Annotated in this window: 11 protein-coding genes and 1 pseudogene; 2 read left to right on the top strand and 10 right to left on the bottom strand. The window is 54.1% G+C overall.

Annotation, left to right across the window (positions count from 1 at the left end; all coding sequences use genetic code 11):
• Positions 1-97 (top strand): annotated as a pseudogene (locus GOB83_RS09885) (IS5/IS1182 family transposase); the annotation flags it as partial.
• A gap of 8 nt (positions 98-105) precedes the next feature.
• Here GOB83_RS09885 and GOB83_RS09880 read toward each other — a convergent pair.
• From GOB83_RS09880 to GOB83_RS09835, 10 genes are all read right to left on the bottom strand, one after another.
• Positions 106-1,032: a solute carrier family 23 protein gene (locus GOB83_RS09880; RefSeq protein ID WP_165925927.1), complete on the bottom strand. Its 927-nt coding sequence runs from the start codon at positions 1,030-1,032 to the stop codon at positions 106-108.
• A gap of 154 nt (positions 1,033-1,186) precedes the next feature.
• The gene (locus GOB83_RS09875; protein ID WP_165925926.1) at positions 1,187-2,986 is read right to left on the bottom strand and encodes a 2-oxoglutarate and iron-dependent oxygenase domain-containing protein; all 1,800 of its coding nucleotides are present in this window, start codon (positions 2,984-2,986) and stop codon (positions 1,187-1,189) included.
• 186 nt (positions 2,987-3,172) lie between these two features.
• Positions 3,173-4,624 carry a carbohydrate porin gene (locus GOB83_RS09870; protein ID WP_165925935.1) on the bottom strand — a complete coding sequence of 484 codons (1,452 nt, stop codon included), beginning with the start codon at positions 4,622-4,624 and terminating at the stop codon, positions 3,173-3,175.
• A 689-nt stretch (positions 4,625-5,313) separates the two neighbouring features.
• Complete coding sequence (locus GOB83_RS09865; protein ID WP_086645129.1) at positions 5,314-5,523, bottom strand: TOBE domain-containing protein; 210 nt, start codon at positions 5,521-5,523, stop codon at positions 5,314-5,316.
• A 419-nt stretch (positions 5,524-5,942) separates the two neighbouring features.
• Positions 5,943-9,089: an EAL domain-containing protein gene (locus tag GOB83_RS09860; protein ID WP_165925925.1), complete on the bottom strand. Its 3,147-nt coding sequence runs from the start codon at positions 9,087-9,089 to the stop codon at positions 5,943-5,945.
• Between the two features lie 358 nt (positions 9,090-9,447).
• A complete protein-coding gene (locus tag GOB83_RS09855) occupies positions 9,448-10,014 on the bottom strand; it encodes a hypothetical protein (RefSeq protein ID WP_086645127.1) in 567 nt (188 codons plus the stop codon).
• A 394-nt stretch (positions 10,015-10,408) separates the two neighbouring features.
• Positions 10,409-11,851 (bottom strand): cytochrome c, encoded by a 1,443-nt coding sequence (locus GOB83_RS09850; protein ID WP_194301367.1) that lies wholly within the window; start codon positions 11,849-11,851, stop codon positions 10,409-10,411.
• On the bottom strand, positions 11,844-13,481 hold the full coding sequence (locus GOB83_RS09845) for a GMC family oxidoreductase (protein WP_165925924.1): 1,638 nt from the start codon (positions 13,479-13,481) through the stop codon (positions 11,844-11,846). The genes GOB83_RS09850 and GOB83_RS09845 overlap by 8 nt, the downstream gene beginning before the upstream one ends.
• 22 nt (positions 13,482-13,503) lie before the next feature.
• A complete protein-coding gene (locus tag GOB83_RS09840; protein WP_373321568.1) occupies positions 13,504-14,136 on the bottom strand; it encodes a sugar dehydrogenase complex small subunit in 633 nt (210 codons plus the stop codon).
• Between the two features lie 382 nt (positions 14,137-14,518).
• Positions 14,519-17,266, bottom strand: coding sequence for an autotransporter outer membrane beta-barrel domain-containing protein (locus GOB83_RS09835; RefSeq protein WP_165925923.1), 2,748 nt, complete (start codon positions 17,264-17,266; stop codon positions 14,519-14,521).
• Between the two features lie 350 nt (positions 17,267-17,616).
• Between GOB83_RS09835 and GOB83_RS09830 the strand changes: the two genes are divergently transcribed.
• The gene (locus GOB83_RS09830; protein WP_165925922.1) at positions 17,617-18,282 is read left to right on the top strand and encodes a DedA family protein; all 666 of its coding nucleotides are present in this window, start codon (positions 17,617-17,619) and stop codon (positions 18,280-18,282) included.
• The last annotated feature ends 55 nt before the right edge of the window (positions 18,283-18,337 follow it).

The following is an 18,337-nucleotide window of genomic DNA, read 5'->3' as shown; positions in this document are numbered from 1 at the left end:
GAAGGATGTCGAGGCAACAATCTCGTCATCCCACGCGTGGTTGATGATTGCCCATATCCGCAGAGTTCTGCGAAAAATCAATCAAACCGCTTTCTGATTCAGGCTCTAAGGGAACGAGTTGAGAATACTGCCCAGAACAGTCGCCAAACCATCCGCCTGAATAGCGGAGGCAATGTCCTCGGCATGAATATCACGCTTTACAATGGAGCCAATGGCATAAACGCCGGCAGATGTTTCGATCATGGCAATGATCATAACAACTGTCATCGACAGAATTGGTGCGATATGAAAAATAGGAAGTCCAAAATAAAAGGGCTGAGTATAAGCCACCCAAGGCAGGGCATTATAATCATGCACTTTCATGTCACCCAGCATCATGGCAATGCCCGAACATAGGAGCAAACCCAACAGCACTGCTATGGTGGAAAAGAAGCCACGTAACACTCTTTGTAAGATGACAATCAGAAAAAAAGTACCCAACGCATAATAAATATTCCTGATATTAACAGAGCTCTGCATAATGCTCGGGCTCTGGCCACCAACAATATCATTTGCGGCTATGGGAAGCAGGGCAAGCCCGACGATAAGAATGGTTGATCCCATGACCACTGGTGGGAAAAACCTTACAATTTTGGAAAAATATTTTCCCGCTACAAACGCGAACAGACCTGCTATGAGAATTGCACCGTAAATCTCTCGCAATCCTTCTATTCCGCCACCTGCAGCTACACCAATAGTGACCATCGGCACCATGGCTGTAAAGGTAACCCCCTGTAACAGCGGTAAACGGACACCAATTTTTCCAATACCAACTGATTGTATTAAAGACGCAATACCACATGTAAAAAGATCAGCATTGATCAGGTGTAGCAGGTCACTTCTGGACAGGTTAAGCGCATTGGCCAGAATGATAGGCACAATAACCGCAGCAGCATAAAACGTGCAGACATGCTGAACACCATAGATAATCAGCTTGTTTAAGGGCAGCACTTCATCAACCGGATTATCCTGTGCTGATTGAGCCTTTGTCATACAACCTGACACACCTGCATTTGTTTCGCAGCACTTCATCCCAGTTCCTTCCGGCCATGTACGACTGAACTATGAGATTCAGGAAATCTTTTGAGTATTGATCATGTTCTCTACTCATGATCAAAATGGAAAGCGTGGACTGATCTATTCAGCCTTAGCTCTGGTGCCCATACGTTGCCTGTAGCCTTTCCTGCAGATAATCGTAGCCACTCACAGGCGGGTAATGCGCACTTTCACCTTGCTGGCTGACAATTGGTTCAACCTGTGCATCCGCATCCGGGTCCAGAAAAAAGGCAATGGAATATCGCTCTCCTTCTGGGCGCAAAACACGATGGGGGGTGGAGACATACACATCGTTGCTCCAGCGCATCAGGCAGTCCCCAATGTTGCAGATAAATGTGCCGGGAATAAGTGGCGCATCCATCCAGTCACTCCCACGTGGGCGCACCTGCAGGCCGGACACACCATTAACGGCCAGAATGGTCACATTGCCATAATCCGTATGTGCCCCTGCCCCCGGAGCCTGGTCGGCACGTTTTGATAGAGAAGGCGGGTAACGCAGCAGACGCAGCGTTGCCATGGGGTTTTTGAACTTATCAACAAAAAAATTCTCATCCACACCAAGGTCGCGCGCAAAACCACGGTGCAGGGCCGCACCTATATCCAGACATGTTGTAAAATATGCCATCATCAGGTCCCGCCACCCCGGTAAATCGGGCCATACGTCTGCATCATCCACATTATGGGGGCTGATATTGAAGGCTTCCTTATTATCGGGCAGGGATGTCGTATCAAGCCGTTCGACGCCCAGACCAACATAACCCCGATTTTTGCCAAGCCTGCTCATGGCGACCTTTTCCTTGGCACTGGCAGGCTGGTTGAAGAAAATGCGTGAAGCTTCAAAAAGCTTGTTCATCATTTCAGGCGCAACACCGTGGCCGGTAATGTAAAAAAAACCGGCTTCGCGGCATGCCCTGCCAAGGGCTGCAGCCACTACCTTACGCTCCGCACTGCTGCCATGGCGGAGTGCTGCAATATCAATAACAGGAATAGGGGGTACCATCGGACGTATCCTTTCAAACGCAGGACGCAAAGACTGATGCTGATCGTCAGGCAGGCGGGTGGCGCCTCCCATGGTATGGGATGTCTGGCCATGAATACCGCGCTGCCGGATACTGCGTGGGCTCTGGCCATTCATCAGCCGGACCTCACGCGAGAGATGAAATGCCGATCCATACCCGGTAATATCGGCAATACTGGCAAGCGACATGTCTGTATGCCGTATAAGGCGCAAAGCTGCTTGGGCCCTTACGTTACGTAAATACCGTATAGGGGTTGTACCCTGATGGCGACGGAACAGGTCGATCAGGTAAGGCGGTGTAACACCAGCCACGCTAGCCAGTTGCTCAAGGGATGGCTTTTCCGCGTAATGCTGGTCGATATAGGATTTTGCCGCAATCAGGGAGGGCGGCATATGCCCGATAACGTCCTGCCCCGCCTCTATACGCCATGCCGCAAACAGGGCCTCGCCCAAAGCATTGCGTAATGTATCCAGCGTGGGCGAGCTATTCAGGCCGCAGTTAATGCCCTCACGAAACAACGTGAGAATACGCTGGGATGCACGAACCCTGTCCCCCAGAAAATCACTTCTGGCTGGCAGGGCAGACTTGAGCAGCGGTGTTTCGCACCACATCACACGGCTGCCCGGAGCGTAAGTGGAGCGACGGCCTGTTCTGTTGATGAAAATACCGCATTCACCAGCATGCAGCTCGCGGCGGTTCCTATCAATAACCGTGCTCATGGTACCTGTTTCCAACAGGATCAGAGCAGCATAGGCACCACTGGTGACCCTGAACTCCCCTCCATCGGGGTAAGCCGTTTGACCAAACGAGAAATTGGCGCCACGCCTGATAAATGCGGTTTCCTGAATCTCTGACAGATCGAGCCTCCTCACATAGCGCACGACCTGAATTATAGTTATGATTCCGGAATGATAAATAGCTCAAATGGCTAAAAACATGTCCAGAATTAAGATATGGCAACCAAGGAGGGCACCCACCCCAAAAGATCGGGCCTGTAGCAAGCACGCGGGAAGCTGAAAAAATACGGGCGGCCTGAAACACCGCCCGACTGGCCCGATTTACAAAGCACTGATCACTTTAAGCCCTGCCAGAACAGCGTTGGGAATGACCGATGTCTCCCCCGGGCGCATCATGTATTCAAACTCGGGGGTTACAACCAGCCCCGGCATGATGGGGATACCATAATACGCTTCCAGAATAGCAGAGTGGGTCTGAGGTGCATTAACATAGGCCCCCATGGACATGCCTGCCATCTGGCGCAATCGTTGCCCATACGTCGTGCGAGGGCTGAGCTGGTAATAGGAATACATGACCCCAAACCGATCAAACGGGCGCCCGGGAATGATCCCCAGCAAAGAAGCCCCGACATAAAACTCATTGGCGAATGTAGAATTGCTTGGAGTATTATGGACAAATCCCGCCAGCACATACCCCCCCGCCATCTGGTGCTGCCCATGACTGCGGTAAACCATCTGGTCCGTCTCGATATAAAACGTATCTCTGGGCTTTTCCTTATGCTTTTGCACGGACCCGGCAAAAGCGGGCGGAACAACCCCGATCATGTCCGCATAGGGGGACGTATCATGCGCATACCCAATTTTGTAATGACCGGGCAATTTGCGTTCACCAAAAAAGGGTTCCCAGGTCAGTTCCACAGGGGTCTGAATACCAGTGTACGGCTCACTCCCCCACGCCCAGCCTGTGTTATCAACCGCTTTGGGGCCAATGCGGTACACGCCTGTTCGTAAAATCAGATCCCGCGTGGGACGTATGCGGAATGTTCCGCCCCACGATGTTTTAGGATACACGCTCCAGCCTGCAGGCTCACGAATGGCCATAGGTGCGGAACACATGGTCATGAACGTGCACAGCAGCACCGAAGTGGAATAGGTATGCGTGAGCGCAATACGCCCGAGATTAATATTGATCCTGTTGTTCAGAAACGATTTTTCTACGTAAAGGTCTGCCAGACGTGCGGCGGCAGGGCCATGAATACTCCAGACCTCGGTCAGCAGAACATTGCGCTCGCCCACGTGGTCCCACCCAACCTGCCGCCCCTCCCGGTTCATGACAATACCATGCAGGAACCAGCCTTCCAGCGGTTTCCATCTGGTTAGCCGTCCCAGATCAAACAGCATGGCAATACGCACTTCATGCGTGTAGTCCATTCCTTTGGAAAGGCCACCGCTCATATTCCCCATGCCCTCGCCCTTATAGGTTAGTTCAAAGCTGAAACCATGGTTCGCCAGACGGTCCCGTAAGGGTTTAAGGGAGGGCATAAGGTTGCCAAATGCCTGCTCGGACACATAATACCCCGCACTAATGTCCCCCCGCCGCAAGGCATCTTCATTATGGTTCAATAATGAGGAAATACTTTCCGTCTGAAACAAGGATTCCAGACGCTCTTCCGCAATAGGCCGCTTATGTTTGACCGGGGGCGGTGCAGTACCATGCCCCCCACTGGCTTCAGCACCCGCGGACACAGGCAATTTTTTAACGTCCTGCGCCATTACGGCGTAAGGCACAGCCAGCAGAACAAGCCCCACAACAGCTGGCAATTTTGCGAGAGAATAAAAGATACGACACCGCAAGGCACATGCTTTGCGGCTATGACCCCGAAATGTGGACATGGCTTTATCCAAAGCTGCAAGCATCCGCCCCAGCTTGCGCTGAAACAGAGGCACAACATTCCTGATTTATAGAATAAAGGCGCGCTTAGAGCTTGCTGACGACAGGCAAGCTTACGGGCACCTTATTGTGCTGTTGCAGGTCTGGGGGAGCACGGAGAATCATTTTTTCAGACATTTTTTCTTTTTCTTATGACTGTTTTTTATGAGGCTAAACCGGGTTTTAAAAATTTTCAATTCACGTTCTTGTCGCTTATTTGTAATAACAGCAGAACATACTTCAGTAATTCATTTTTCTGCTCAGATAATATAATATCCGCTGAGTGCCAGCATACCTTTACGTATTGCTTTCAAGTATCGCCAAATTGGTTCTTTGCAGCCCGTAGAATGCTGTAACCAGCCGGTTTTTAAGCTGATTTCTTTATTGCCTTAAAACACAGGTCAGTTTCAAAAACATCTCTGTTCATCTTTATCTATGAACACTCTTGTTTCAAAAGAATGGAAACCGTGCCAGATTTTATGAGGCTACAAGCACCATCTTTACAAGGCACGGTTCCAGAAATGGAATGTCTTTAGTCAACACCCACCATAACATCGGATGCCTTGATCACAGCATAGACGGACTCTCCGTCCTTCAGCCCGAGGTCTGCCACAGCTTCATTGGTAATGGATGCCATAACAATAGCTCCACCTGCAATTTCGATGCTCACATGAGAGGTGGTTGCACCTTTTTCTATTTTTCTGACTGTACCTTTGATCTGATTGCGTGCGCTAATCTTCATTATTCTATCTCCAGCATTTTTATCAGCTATCTCCCTCTGACGGGCGATAGAGAAAGTATTTTCAGGAGCCAGATGCTCCTTCTTTTATATACTGCCACGTCCTGTAGAAAACACCAGCTTGCTACAGTGCTTACAGTTGGGGTTATTCTGCTTTAACCCCAGCCGAGCCACAACACGCCGGTATTTGTCAGGAACAAATCACCAACGCGTGGCCATAAGCCAACTATGCCGCCTTGCGGCCACTTATAGTGGCAAGCCCCTTTTTGCGCCGAATGGGAACCGGCAATCGCGCCAGATTGCCCATTCCTGCCAGAAACCGAACCTGTCCGGCCGCGATGACGTGCATCTACCGAACAGGCAGGAAAAACCCTTTCATCCGGCGTAGCAATGCCGCGCATGGGAGCACCATGTGCACTGGTCTATACGCCCGTTTTAGGCTCTTCTACCAAAGACAGACGTTCCTGATTGGCCTCGGCTATTCTTTTAACCAGCCAGCCTATAAATTTGCGGGAAGCCCCCACAGGGTCATCTCCATAATGGCATTGTTCATGCCATTGTGCTGCATCAGAGCCTTCCAGCCCCCGTGCAGCCAGCCAGTGCGTTATAAGGCTATGGCGCAGTGAGTGCCTGCTGGCACTCTGCCCGCCCCGCGTGGACATCCAGTGATACGACAGCACGCCCAGATCGCTCACCAGTTCCTTGGCATAGCTGCAGGAATGGGCTTTTACGCGGTACTCTGCATGCCATTTGACAAAATGCTCGGGAGGCATGGGGGGAGAAATGCCATATCCCTGACCAAAACGGCAGCCCAGATGGTAGATGGCCTCGATAACGTCATCATCCTCCAGACCTTCCACAATAACCAGCTCATGGAAATCTATCCCCATATCCAGCACGGACTTAACCATGCTGAATGTCTGAAGCGGTGCTGTGCGGATATTCCGCAAAAGCCCTTGGTCAACCTTGATAATATCAAACGGCAGGGAAGAAAGGCGGAGCAGGTTACTATAACCCGACCCCAAATCATCAATCGCGATCTTGACCCCTACCGCCTTGAACTTCTGGATAGCAATATCCTGTATGGTCGGGTCGATCATCTGGGTTTCCAGCAGCTCAACCGTTAACTGCTCGGGGCGGATGTTATAGCGCTGCAAAGCACTCTCAACCCACGCTGGGCCATCCTCATTTAAAAGATAAGTGGGAGGCATATTCACGGCCAGGTTGATAATCTGCCCGTCCTTCTGCCACTGCTGCAATAAGCTCAGAGACTCCTCAAGCCCCATATGGAACAGCCTGTCGAGCTCATTCTGCCCAAGCAGGGACAGGAAGCTCCCGGGTTCGATAATGGCACCATTGGTATCCTGAATACGCACAAGTGCTTCAACTTCCAGCAAATCTCCCGTGCGCAGGTTTACAATTGGCTGAACGTACATCCGCAACCCATCGCTGAACAACCTGTCCCTCAGGTAGCAGGACTGTTCTTCCGTCACGACGGACCCCCGGGGGAAGCAGCACCGCATCCACATCTGCTCCCAGCGGTGTTGCAGGCTGCGGGCAAACTGCTGCATGCGCTGGGTTTCAAACTGGTTAGGGCATGCGCCAAACAGGGCCAGCACAACCGCGACCTGCTCCTCCTCCATGGAAATGGGGATGCTAATGGACGAACTTATGCCCAGAGCCTGCATCATCTCCCGCCACGGAGCGGCATTGGGGTTTGTGGAATAAGAGGCACAGGTCTGCTTCTGTCGTGTCCGCCATGCCAGACCGGTCACAGTATTACCAAATACCGATTGCGCGTTCACAACGGGCTGGCTGATGATCTGCTTCAGTCTTTCGGTCAGCTGGGCACCAGCAGCCCCTCCACTATGTTCAACCACCAGCTCACCAGCAGGGTTCATCCGGAACAGCAAAACAGCTTTAATACCCGGCAGGCTGCCCAGAGCCTCTATGCCCTGCGCACTCACATCCGGCCATACACCCCCGGCAACAGGCAGACGCTTGGAAAGAAGAGAGAAATATTTTTCCTCTATCTTCTGCCCGGCCTCAAGCTGTGCGCCTTTATCATCCTGCAAGCGCATTTCGGTTGTCAGGAGAATATGGTACCGGTCATACGCACGGAGCAGCGCTTTATCCAGACTGTCAATCAGCAAACGTCGGTAAATACTATAGGCTTCTCCCAACAGGGCGGGGGAAATACCACAAAGCATGTGAATGGCACCCAGCTTTGTCGCCTGTTGCAGAATATCCTGCCGTTGCGTTTCTGCCCCCAGTAAAAAATCCAGATGTGCAGCCTGCTTTTGCTTCAGGTGCTCAAGCTGCTCTGGTGTCAGCACAGACAGGATAGACTGCGCCTCGCTCATTTTTGCCAGACTGTCGTAAAAACACTCGATAAAATTCTGCCGTATCCGTGTCAGAAACGTTTTGGCGCGGGTCAGCAGTTCCGCAGCTTCTGGCCCGTATGGGTTAAAGGCAACCTGTTCCACGGCCTCCTCAGCAGGCATCTGCCGGGTATTGCTGGCCATGCACCACCAATTCTGGCGGTTGGCCTTGTTCTGCTTGGACAAATACATGGCCGCATCGGCACGGCGCAAAAGCGTGTCGGGGTCTTCGCCATCAACCGGATACAGTGCGAGCCCTAACGTCATGCCCACCATGGCAAAAGCATCCTGCGCAATGGCAAAGGGCGTTTCCACAGCTTTGTGCAGGTTATCCAGAATTTTTGTAGCCTGTGTTACCCGTAACAGCGGGTCCAGATTTTCCAGCACAATAACAAACTCATCGCCGCCCAGCCGGGCAACATAATCCGTATGCCGGACATGCTCTTGCAAACGACGCCCAAGAGCCTGCAAAAGACGGTCCCCCGCCTCATGCCCATAACCATCATTAACCTGCTTGAAGTCGTCCAGATCCAGCATACCCACAGCCACCGAACTGCCCTGACGGACCGCGCGGGCTATGGCCTGTGGCATATACTCCTCCAGCGCCAGGCGGTTGGGCAGGCCTGTTAGCGGGTCATGCCGTGCGCGGCGTGCTTCCTCATTCTGGAGTTTTTCCAGCCTTTTCTGGGCATCCAGCTTATCCAGCGCATGGCCCAGCAGTTCCGCCACCTTCTGGCACAGGCCTATACACTGCTCATCGAACATATCTGTGCGGATTGATACAAACGAGATAACGGCCCAGCGTACGCCGCCCCGCCAGATCGGGACCGCCAGCACGGCACGCCACTGGTTACGGTACAGAAAATCATACCATGGTGTGTTTTTCTGCTCCCCCAGTTCGTCATTACTGTAAACTAGGGTCTGTCTGTCCCATGCCTCCACGGCGACAGGAAACTGGGGCGAATCTTCCTGAAAGCCAAACTTCAGGTTGGTCATCCCCTGCGTGCCAGCCCCCATGCAGGAGAGGATATGCAACGTGTCGGACTCATCCTTCCGACCAATCCAGACTGCCTGAAAAAGCGCATCATATACCAGATCGGCACATGTTTTATCGCACATCTCGCTTTCGGTAGAAGCCTGCAACACCGCATCGGCCGTGTTAAGAAGGGCGCGATACAGTCTCTGCACTAAATCCAGATTTGTTGCATTCTCCATAAAACAGACTAAAACCTTCCCCAGAGTTTATGAATGACACAAAAACTAAAGTCCAAAACACCAAAATGGGTTTGCAGTGCGTATACAACCTAAAAACAGGAAGTTTTCATAAAGTGAAAACGCCGCAAACCGGTTACAATATATTTAATTATTAAATACATAACGGTATCAGATACAGAACCCCCTGTGCTGACAGGCAGATTTCCACACGTTTAAAGACCCCAGACTATTCTACACCCGCATTGCGCTCAGACACGCCGGGAAACAGATACCCACGCCCCCGGCAACCCTGACCAAAACCTGAACACCAGAGAGAGAACCCGGCTTTACCTTAGGCGGCAGGTTCTTTTTCTTTGGGCATTTCCATGATCTTGATGCAGCTAGACAGAATCTTCCCGTTCAAAAAGCTGTCACGCACAAACCGGCGGGACACATCTGCGGGCTTATGCTGCCCATCGGACCGGTTTTTATTATCGTCCAGCACAACGGCGCCTGTTTTGGGGTCAAAATACCCAAAATCGCATAGATGGGGGTTTCTGATATCCGCCATAATATCAAACAGATGGCACTTATACTCCCCAATCCAGATTTCCGTTCCCTTGCGGTTGGAAATATCGGGGTAGTTGAAGGTCAGCCCACGCGCATGGAAAAAGTCAAAAATACCCCCCATCAGGCACTGGGTTGCCTTGACCTCACGCGGGTTGAACTCAAAACCGTAATAAAAATGCTTCTGATAACGGATTTCGTCTGTGGGCAGGTATTTCTGGTTAAACAGCCCCATGAACTTCTGCAGGCCGTTAGGGTTCGCCTTTACCTTGACAGGATCCTCATGAAAGAGGGCTGTTCCACGGTAATTGAAGAACACGGGAACAATAATATGTTTTGGGTTTTCCCACATGGGAAATCTCCTAAAGACCTGACCACACAATAAATAATCTAGTTTGTTATGATTCTGCCAGCTTTGACAAGCTGCCCGTGTTCATAACCCTCAACCAAAATCACCAACGACCAATATCGGCGAGAGAGGCAGCAACATGCAAGTAACCTTACGAATGCACAACCGGCTTTGATAGCTTTACCCTAACGCCAGACCGAGCGAGACGTGGCACCATGTGCCTCCAATTACCTGCTTATACCTTTTTAGCATAGAGCATTCCTCCACCCGCCCAAACGCAATCTGCCCCGCCAGCGCCCACAAGGGGAACATAACGGGGCAGACTTTGTAAGCGTTTACCGGGCCTTCAGGGGCATGCACCTTTATCCCGCGGCTTATCCGCCACAGGCAGCAGCCCTCATGGATGCTCTGGCGGCGTAGGCTGGGCTGCCTCCTTGCCCGAAGCCGGCACGGCAGGCGGGGAGGCAACTGTTGCAGGTGCTGCGGTTGCCGGTGCTGGCACCGGAGCAGATGCGGAAGCAGGAGCCGGGGCCGGGCGCGGCTGGCGCATGGCCGCAACCTGCTCGGCATTAACCTGATGGTCCCCACTCCCGAACCTGATGGTCAGGTAATTGACCAGTCTGGCAATTTCCTCATCACTCAGGCGTTGCACGTCGGAATGGCTGCCAAAAGAGGGCATGCTGGCATGGCCAGACGGCGTCGTGCGGTTAACGCCCTCCAGAATGGTCATGATCAGATTATCCGGCCGCCCCGAACCCACAACGGAGTTGGTGTAGAGCGAGGGCACATACTGGTCCGCCGTTCCTGCGCCATTGGCACCATGGCAGGCTGCGCAGTTTGCATCGTACAGTTCAGCCCCACCCATTTCGTACAGATCACCGACCTGATGGACAACACCGGACCGAATATCAGGCTCCTGTAGCGCCTTGCCAAAACTGTCCCGCGCCTGATGCTCCATGTCATCATCATGGATGGGAACCTGTTTGATAAAGGCGGCCAGCGCATGCAGGTCCTCATCGGTCAGGTGGCTGGTGCTATGCTCAACCGCCTCACCCATGGGGCCAGCGGCCTGACTGCGCCCTTTGGCATGGCCCGTTTTAAGGTAGGCTACCAGATCATCCTCGCTCCAATCCCCTATGCCGCCAGTATTGCTGGGCGTAATATTGGGCGCGAACCAGCCATTCAACTGGCTCCCGGCCAAGTACTGGTCCTGCTGCTCCACCAGCATGAAGTTACGGGGCGTATGGCAGGTGCCACAATGCTCCAGCGCTGTAGCCAGGTAATGGCCACGGCGGAGCTTGTCATAGGTTGCGGAATCCCCTGTTTCGGGCTTTTCGCTCTCGGCCAGCATGTTCCACGCCATCATGGACATACGGATATTACCGGGGAACCCCATTTGTGTTTCAGGCGCTTTTTCCGCCACTGGCTGCACACCGTGCATGAACCATGTGTACAGCGCCTTGACGTCCTGATCAGTCAGCCCGGCATAGGACACATAAGGCATAACGGGGTAAAGATACGCCCCATCCTTTCGCAGGCCACGGCGCAGGGCTTTTTCAAAGTCCTCCAGCGTGTATGCACCAATGCCGTTTTGGGGGTCGGGCGTTATGTTGGTGGAAATCACCGCCCCTTTGGGGGTGGCAATTTCCAGCCCACCGGCAAAGGGCTTGCCGCCGGGGCGCGTATGGCAGGCCACGCAGTCACCCGCGGTTGCAAGGTATGCACCACGCGCCATAAGTGCCTGCTCGTCATCCGCAGCATGGCCGGGCGTGGCATGCACTCCGCCAAAGACCGCCCCACCCAGCAGAACAGACCAGAAAATATGTTTGAAATCAGCCATGGAGCAGTTCTTTTTTCAACGTATCGGCAACACGCAGCGCAATGGCCGCTACGGTCAGGGTGATATTCCCCGTTCCCACGGTCGAAAAGACAGACGAACTGGCAATAAACAGGTTTTCATGGTCATGTGTGCGGCAATGCCCATCCACCACGGAATCCTTGGGGGCCACGCCCATAATGGTGCTGCCCGAGGGATGATCCTGCGGGAAGTAGCCCGGTGTCCATTCTTCATCCGTGCCGTGCATCAGGTGGATCAGCTGCTTGAACACACTGCGCGTGTGGTCACAGCTACGCACCGTGTACTGGGGCAGTTTGTAATAGACTTCGGGGTGCGGAATACCCAGTACGTCTTTTTCCGTCTTACTCAGGGTCAGGCGGTTTTCGGGGTCGGGCAGGGCCTCGTTATGGCTGAACAGGCGCACCGTGTGTGATGCAAGGTAGCGGATCTGCTCTTCCAGCTCCCGACCGACATACCCTTTGGAAATGGCAAGCTGGGTGGCAAAGTCCACCTGATTGTCATCCACCATATGCACAAGGTACGCACCGCGTTCGTTCCGCCAGCTTCCATCCCGGAAATTGTCGATCACGTTTGTTTCCAGCGGCCCACGCCCCGGCCAGAGCGCCTTGTCCCCGCTAATAAACGTCACCTGCACGCCGGTATGGTCCATCATGTTCCGGCCAACATGGCCTGAACTGTTGGCAACCCCATCGGGGCTTTGCTCATCGGCGGACAGAAGCAGGAGCTTGGCGGTTTCAATACAATGGGCGGCAATAACAAAGTATTTTCCGCTCACGCGGTGCGACCCTTTGTCGGGATCGTAATAGTGTACCGCTGTAACTTTTTTATTCGCGGCATCCCGCTCAATTTTGTACACAACCGCATTGGGGATAAACTTCGCCCCGGCTGCCTCGGCATGGTAAACGGAATAGCTGCCGTTATACATGGCCCCGATCGGGCAGATGGGCATGCAGTTATTATGCCCTTCGCAGGTTGGCCGCCCATCATACGGGCGCGTGTTGCGGGCCTGCGGTTCATGCACAATACGCCAGGGAGTTTTTTCCGTAATCAGCTTGCGGAACTGCTCCCCGGCATAGGACAGGGGCAGAGCTTCCATGGGGTAGGGCTGCTTGCGGGGGGAGCCAAGGTCTTCCACGCTTGGGTCCGGCCCGCAGACGCCCATCATCACCTCGGCCTGATAGTAGAATGGCTCCAGGTCATCATAGCTCAAGGCCCAGTCGCGCCCCTGCCCGTAACGGGTTTTCAGCTCAAAGTCCGATGGCAGGTAACGCCATGCGCAACCGGCCCAGTGCCATGTTGTGCCCCCCATAAGCCGCAGATAAGCCTGCTGGTATGCCTCTGCATCCGGGCCAGTCGTGTGGAGGTATTTATTGGGGGACTGCTGGTTGGGCGGATGGGGCGCCCACGGCGTGCTGGGGAACGGCCCCTGATAGGAGGGTTTGTTCTCCAGATTACGAAAGTTCTCTACAAAATGCTGCCGGTCCACGCGCGGACCCGCCTCGAGCACGATAACGGATATTCCAGCGCGCACCAGTTCGTTGGCAATGGAACTTCCGGCAACGCCGGACCCGACAATAACAACATCAGCGGAAAGATTCTGGTCAGAAGACATAGGTTTGGACTGCTTCAGTTCTTCAGGTGGGTTCCACGACAAACGGCGAGGGCGAAAGGGCCGGCAGACCGGTCGGACGCGCGACCTCGGGCGGCTTGGTGGTCCAGTAGAATGGGCCACCTGCGGCGTAGGTCTTGGGGTAAATTGCATCTTTGGTGATGTCGAACATCAAGGCCGTGCGGTACACAACGACCTTGCCCCCCGCAACACCACGGTACCAACCGATCATGATGTCATGAATCGTCTCTTTTAAGGCCTTGTCGGCTTTTTCCGCCGCTTTTGCCAGTTCGGCCGCGGTGATCAGCCTGTACTTTGCCTTCAGGTCATACAGGGTTGCGATCTGGGCCGTACGTTCAGGTTTGGCCTGCACCATACCGGCGTACAGGGCAGCGCCTACGGCGGAGTCCAGCTCCGTGCGGTCCGTCAGACAATGAGAGACATCCATAAACCGGGCAAGGCCGGGGTCAACGGCCGGCACGGGTGGAGGCACTGTATCCAATGCCGGAGCAGCACTGGCCCCACCCCATGCTGCCAGAGCACCAATGCCCGAGAGCAGCACATCACGACGCATCAGCCGCATGGACTGGTTCAGCTTGATTGCATTGGGCGATGCACGCCATGAACCCGCCACTGGGGAACGTCTTTCTTGCGTCACAAAAACTCACTCCACCCTAAAATCATAACCCCGACCGGAACGCAGAATATCCCGGACATTATTGCGACAACCGAACAGACAGTCTGCCCTCTACATAAACCAGAGCACTGGCTCCAAGGGGTGATAAAGCGGAATAACTCCTCTGAACGAACAACAGAACCCCCAAAAAAGAGCAGTTCTCGCCCGATCACAGCCCTCCGGCCGATAGGGAACCAGATAAAGCGCTTTATTCCTGTGTTGATATTTTTGCGCATACAGGCAAAAGTGGAGTGTTATATCAAATTTTTCTTTACCTTACGGCACCTCCGGCATGCGCCTGCCCTGCCAGCACTGGGGTTGTGTGCCGCAATACAGGCATATGCCAGATAAGGGCCACGCTCCGTTAAAAACGGAAGGTCACGCCACCATGCGCACCACTGCTGGAGGACGGCCCACCATACTGCCCCAGATAGGACACGCCGATATCTATCCGGTCTGTCAGTTTAACACTCACCCCCACATCCATGACCGCCGCGTTCGGGCTCAGGGATATGCCGGCAACCTCCATGCCATAGGCACCAGAGCCAATGGCGAAGGCCTCATGCGTGGTGGCTGTTAACAGGCCAAAGGCGTGCCGGTAGCCTAATGTGGCATGTGGAGTAACCCATGCCCCATGTGTCTGGAAAGAAGCGGAAGCCCGCACCCCGAACGTGGCAAACGTGACCCCACTGGTCATTGCCCGCCCACGCAGTGCTGCCACGCCCCCATGCTCCCGAAAGGAACTGGTATGCTGGTTTACGTAAGCCACATTACCAAACGGTTCCAGCACAGCCCGCCCCGTATGGAACCGGTAGCCCAGTTCGCCCACACCCTGTGCCGTGCCTCCATCATAATGGCTAGACAGGGTGTTGCCAAAACCCGCGAACGCCACCCTGCGTGAGAGGGAGAGCAGGTTCCATGTGTAATCGCCCTCTATATGCAGGCGCCACCCGCCCCAGCGCGCGCCCACATACCCCCCCAGCGTTATGTTGTTGCTCCGGCCAGACGCGCTGCGCCCTCCGCTGTCCACCATGGAACGGCCATAACTGACCAGCCCCCCAACACGCCACCGGGCCTCCTCCCCCAAAGGCGCATCTGCCCCCATGATAAACCCGGATGTAGAATGGTGCAGGCTGGCCGCATTGCCATTGCCGCTATTATTGCCAAAACCCCCATAGGCCTGGCTCCACACTGCCGCGCGCTCTGCCATGCAGCCCTCCTCCACCCCGCGCCCATGCCGCGTGCCCAGCACATGCACGTTTTGCCCTGTTGGCCCATTATCACACCAGGCTCCGGCCAACCGGTCGGATACGGCCTGCCGCACATACATGGAATCCTGCACCAGAACCGTGCGCATGGAGGCATGGACTTCGCCCGACAATGCATCCAGCGCACCATCCACCGCGCGGGTCCCCCCAAGCTGCACCACGGCACGCACCACGGAACTATCCAGCGCCACGCCTTGCAATCCATTCCCTGCGGCCCGCTGGTTCCGTGTCTGTGCCACTGCGGCAAAAGGCACAGAATTACGCAGTAATTGCAGGTTTACCGTATTTGCCGTGTAAAGCAGGGTGGGAGATAAAAATGGGTAAATACTCGCCTGTTCCAGACTCACCCCTTCATACTGCCCGCTCACACCCTGTGCGGCGGATAACAGGGTGTATTGCTCCCCGTAACGCAGGTTCTGCTCGGCACCCAACAGGCGCACGGTGCCACCGGACAGGTTTGCACTCCCCGTAACCCGCACCAGTTCCTGCGTGGTGGACAGGTTATTAACCAGCAGGGAGGAACCCTGGCTCATGCTCAGGTTCCCCACCACATTCAACTGCCCACCAGTGCTCCCCACGCCGGGCGAAAGAGCAGCACCGGAGGCCACCGTTGTAGTGCCAACACTACCCTGCCCCGCCAGAGTGGCTCCACCGAGCACATTCACCGCGCTGCTGACCCCGCCATCAACCTCCAGCACCCCGGACTGCACATCCGTCTGCCCGGTGTAGGTATTGGTCCCGGATAAAATAAGTGTCCCCTGCCCGGCCTTGGTTAGCCCCCCATTGCCCGAGAGCGTGCCAGACAACACCGCCATTCTGCCATTGGTATCAAAGGTGGACTGCACGCCACCGGTCAGTTGCATGGCCATTTGCGTGGTTAAGCCGGAATTAATCAGCTTGATGCCCCCGCCAGACAGGATCAGATGTGACTGCCCGCCCGTTCCCTCCTGATCCACCAGCGCACTGAGCGTCTGGCCATTGGCAACCCGGTCCCCCAGTGCCAGCGTGCCGCCGGATTGCAGAATAAGCGTGCCATCACCATTGGTGTTGTCCGTACCAAAATAGACCTGCCCGCCCACAAACAGCATACCGCCATTGCTGACCTGTGTTGTACCCGTGCCGCCTGCGCCCCCCGAACCACCATTGACGTAATAATCCTGGCTTGCCTGCAAAAGGGAGTTGGTACCATCCACCGTTACAGTGCCGATGCCGTCACCATACATCCCAATAGCCACTGTACCCACCAGAACCCGCCCCCCATTGGTAATGTTAAGGGTGCCGTAGGTTTTGTTGGTCGTACCAATAAACGGGCTGCCGTAATTGCTGTTATCCCCTGTTGCCACAACCAGAAGGCTCTCGGGTGATGTCACTATCTGGGAGCCCGCGCCAGAAACGTTGACCAGACCATCCCCCCCGCTCCAGCCAATCTGCATAACCGAGCGGTTGAGCAGCAGAGTCCCTCCCCCCTGAATGGAAAGAGTGCTGGTGCCCGAGGTGGTAAACCCGACATAAACCTGCGCAGTGGATGTGACCGTGGCCCCTGTGCCCACAATTCCCAGCGTAGCCCCACCATCCACGCAGAGTGGAGATGGGGCTATATTGTTTGAGCAGGCCCCCCCCGGTACAAAAAAACTTTCCTGACCATTCACCACATATGTTGTCTGGCTTCCGGTCAGGTACAGGGTGTTATCTGCGTGAGCAGCCTTTTGGAGCGCCACATTCAACCCGACCAGAATACCCAGAACCGGGCCTGACAAAGCAAACGAACGGACTCTGGCGCGAGAAAACAGTACAATTTTAGTGCTGTTTTTGGCCATGGAAATGCCTGCACGATCTAATTTCATGCGACTGTATTCCTTATCAGATTAATGCTGTTACTCATGAATTTGTCTTAATGATAAGCACACATGAAAATATATTGAGCGTTAAAAAAACGGTTATTCCAATTTATTGAGATTATTTGATATTTTATTAATTGATTATAAATACGTTTGTTTAAAAATTATTGACTGTATGTTTTTTGTTCTTATTTTTCTAACTTGGTTCTGTTCTTTCTCTTTCGCTGGATAACAGTAATCCAACACCACCAGCAGCCAGCACCAACTCAAACATGGCAGGAAATGCAGCCATGCAACAGAAAGCCTTCCCACCCGTAACACTCTGACTGCATCAGAAAACGGAAACACCAAAAAGGATGCTCCCCCTGCTACATCATCTGGATACGCTGCTTCAGCATTACGGTTACGGTATCGTGACCCTGCTTGTTCTGATGGAGAGCATGGGCCTGCCTGTTCCGGCCGAAACCTGCATTATCACCGCATCGCTGTACTGCCTCAAAACCCACCATCTGGCCATTCAGGGTGTTGCGCTGGCAGCTATTGCCGGGGCGATCATCGGGGATAATCTTGGCTACCTGATCGGGCGGCATTTTGGGCTTCCGCTCCTGCAAAAGCATGGGCGCAAGGTCGGCCTGACGCCAGAACGGCTGGTGCTGGGCCAATATCTGTTCCGCCACCACGGTAGCGCCATTGTTTTTCTGGGGCGGTTTGTTTCTGTCCTGCGCGTTTTTGTGGCCCTGCTGGCTGGGGCGTGCAACATGCACTGGAAGCGCTTTATGCTTTTTAATGCACTGGGCGGCACATGCTGGGCCGGGGGGTATGCAATGGGCACCTACCTGCTGGGGCGAAAAATATCGGAAGTTTCCGGCCCGACCGGCATAGCCATAGGGGTGCTGACCGTAATCGGCCTGCTTGGCTCAGGTCTTTTTTTACGCAAGAACGAAAAACATCTGACCCAACTCGCCCTTGCCGAAGAAAAAAACCTCGCATCCCCGCAGCAAAGCACCACTTCAGCCGCCTGAAAGGCTGGTCCATTCACTCTGGCCGCCTGTACTGGATGATATTGTGAAACGGTTC

This window comes from Acetobacter fabarum, from assembly GCF_011516925.1.
Taxonomy (GTDB): Bacteria; Pseudomonadota; Alphaproteobacteria; order Acetobacterales; family Acetobacteraceae; genus Acetobacter; species Acetobacter fabarum.
The sequence above is the reverse complement of the archived record's forward strand: the minus strand, read 5'-3'. Positions and strand labels throughout refer to the sequence as shown.

Bases quoted from the DNA above. Each gene is read 5' to 3' on its own strand.
- GOB83_RS09850 (WP_194301367.1), bottom strand. From the start codon at position 11,851: ATGGCTGATTTCAAACATATTTTCTGGTCTGTTCTGCTGGGTGGGGCG.
- GOB83_RS09870 (WP_165925935.1), bottom strand. From the start codon at position 4,624: ATGGCGCAGGACGTTAAAAAATTGCCTGTGTCCGCGGGTGCTGAAGCC.
- GOB83_RS09880 (WP_165925927.1), bottom strand. From the start codon at position 1,032: ATGACAAAGGCTCAATCAGCACAGGATAATCCGGTTGATGAAGTGCTG.
- GOB83_RS09855 (WP_086645127.1), bottom strand. From the start codon at position 10,014: ATGTGGGAAAACCCAAAACATATTATTGTTCCCGTGTTCTTCAATTAC.
- GOB83_RS09845 (WP_165925924.1), bottom strand. From the start codon at position 13,481: ATGTCTTCTGACCAGAATCTTTCCGCTGATGTTGTTATTGTCGGGTCC.
- GOB83_RS09835 (WP_165925923.1), bottom strand. From the start codon at position 17,266: ATGAAATTAGATCGTGCAGGCATTTCCATGGCCAAAAACAGCACTAAA.
- GOB83_RS09830 (WP_165925922.1), top strand. From the start codon at position 17,617: ATGCTCCCCCTGCTACATCATCTGGATACGCTGCTTCAGCATTACGGT.
- GOB83_RS09865 (WP_086645129.1), bottom strand. From the start codon at position 5,523: ATGAAGATTAGCGCACGCAATCAGATCAAAGGTACAGTCAGAAAAATA.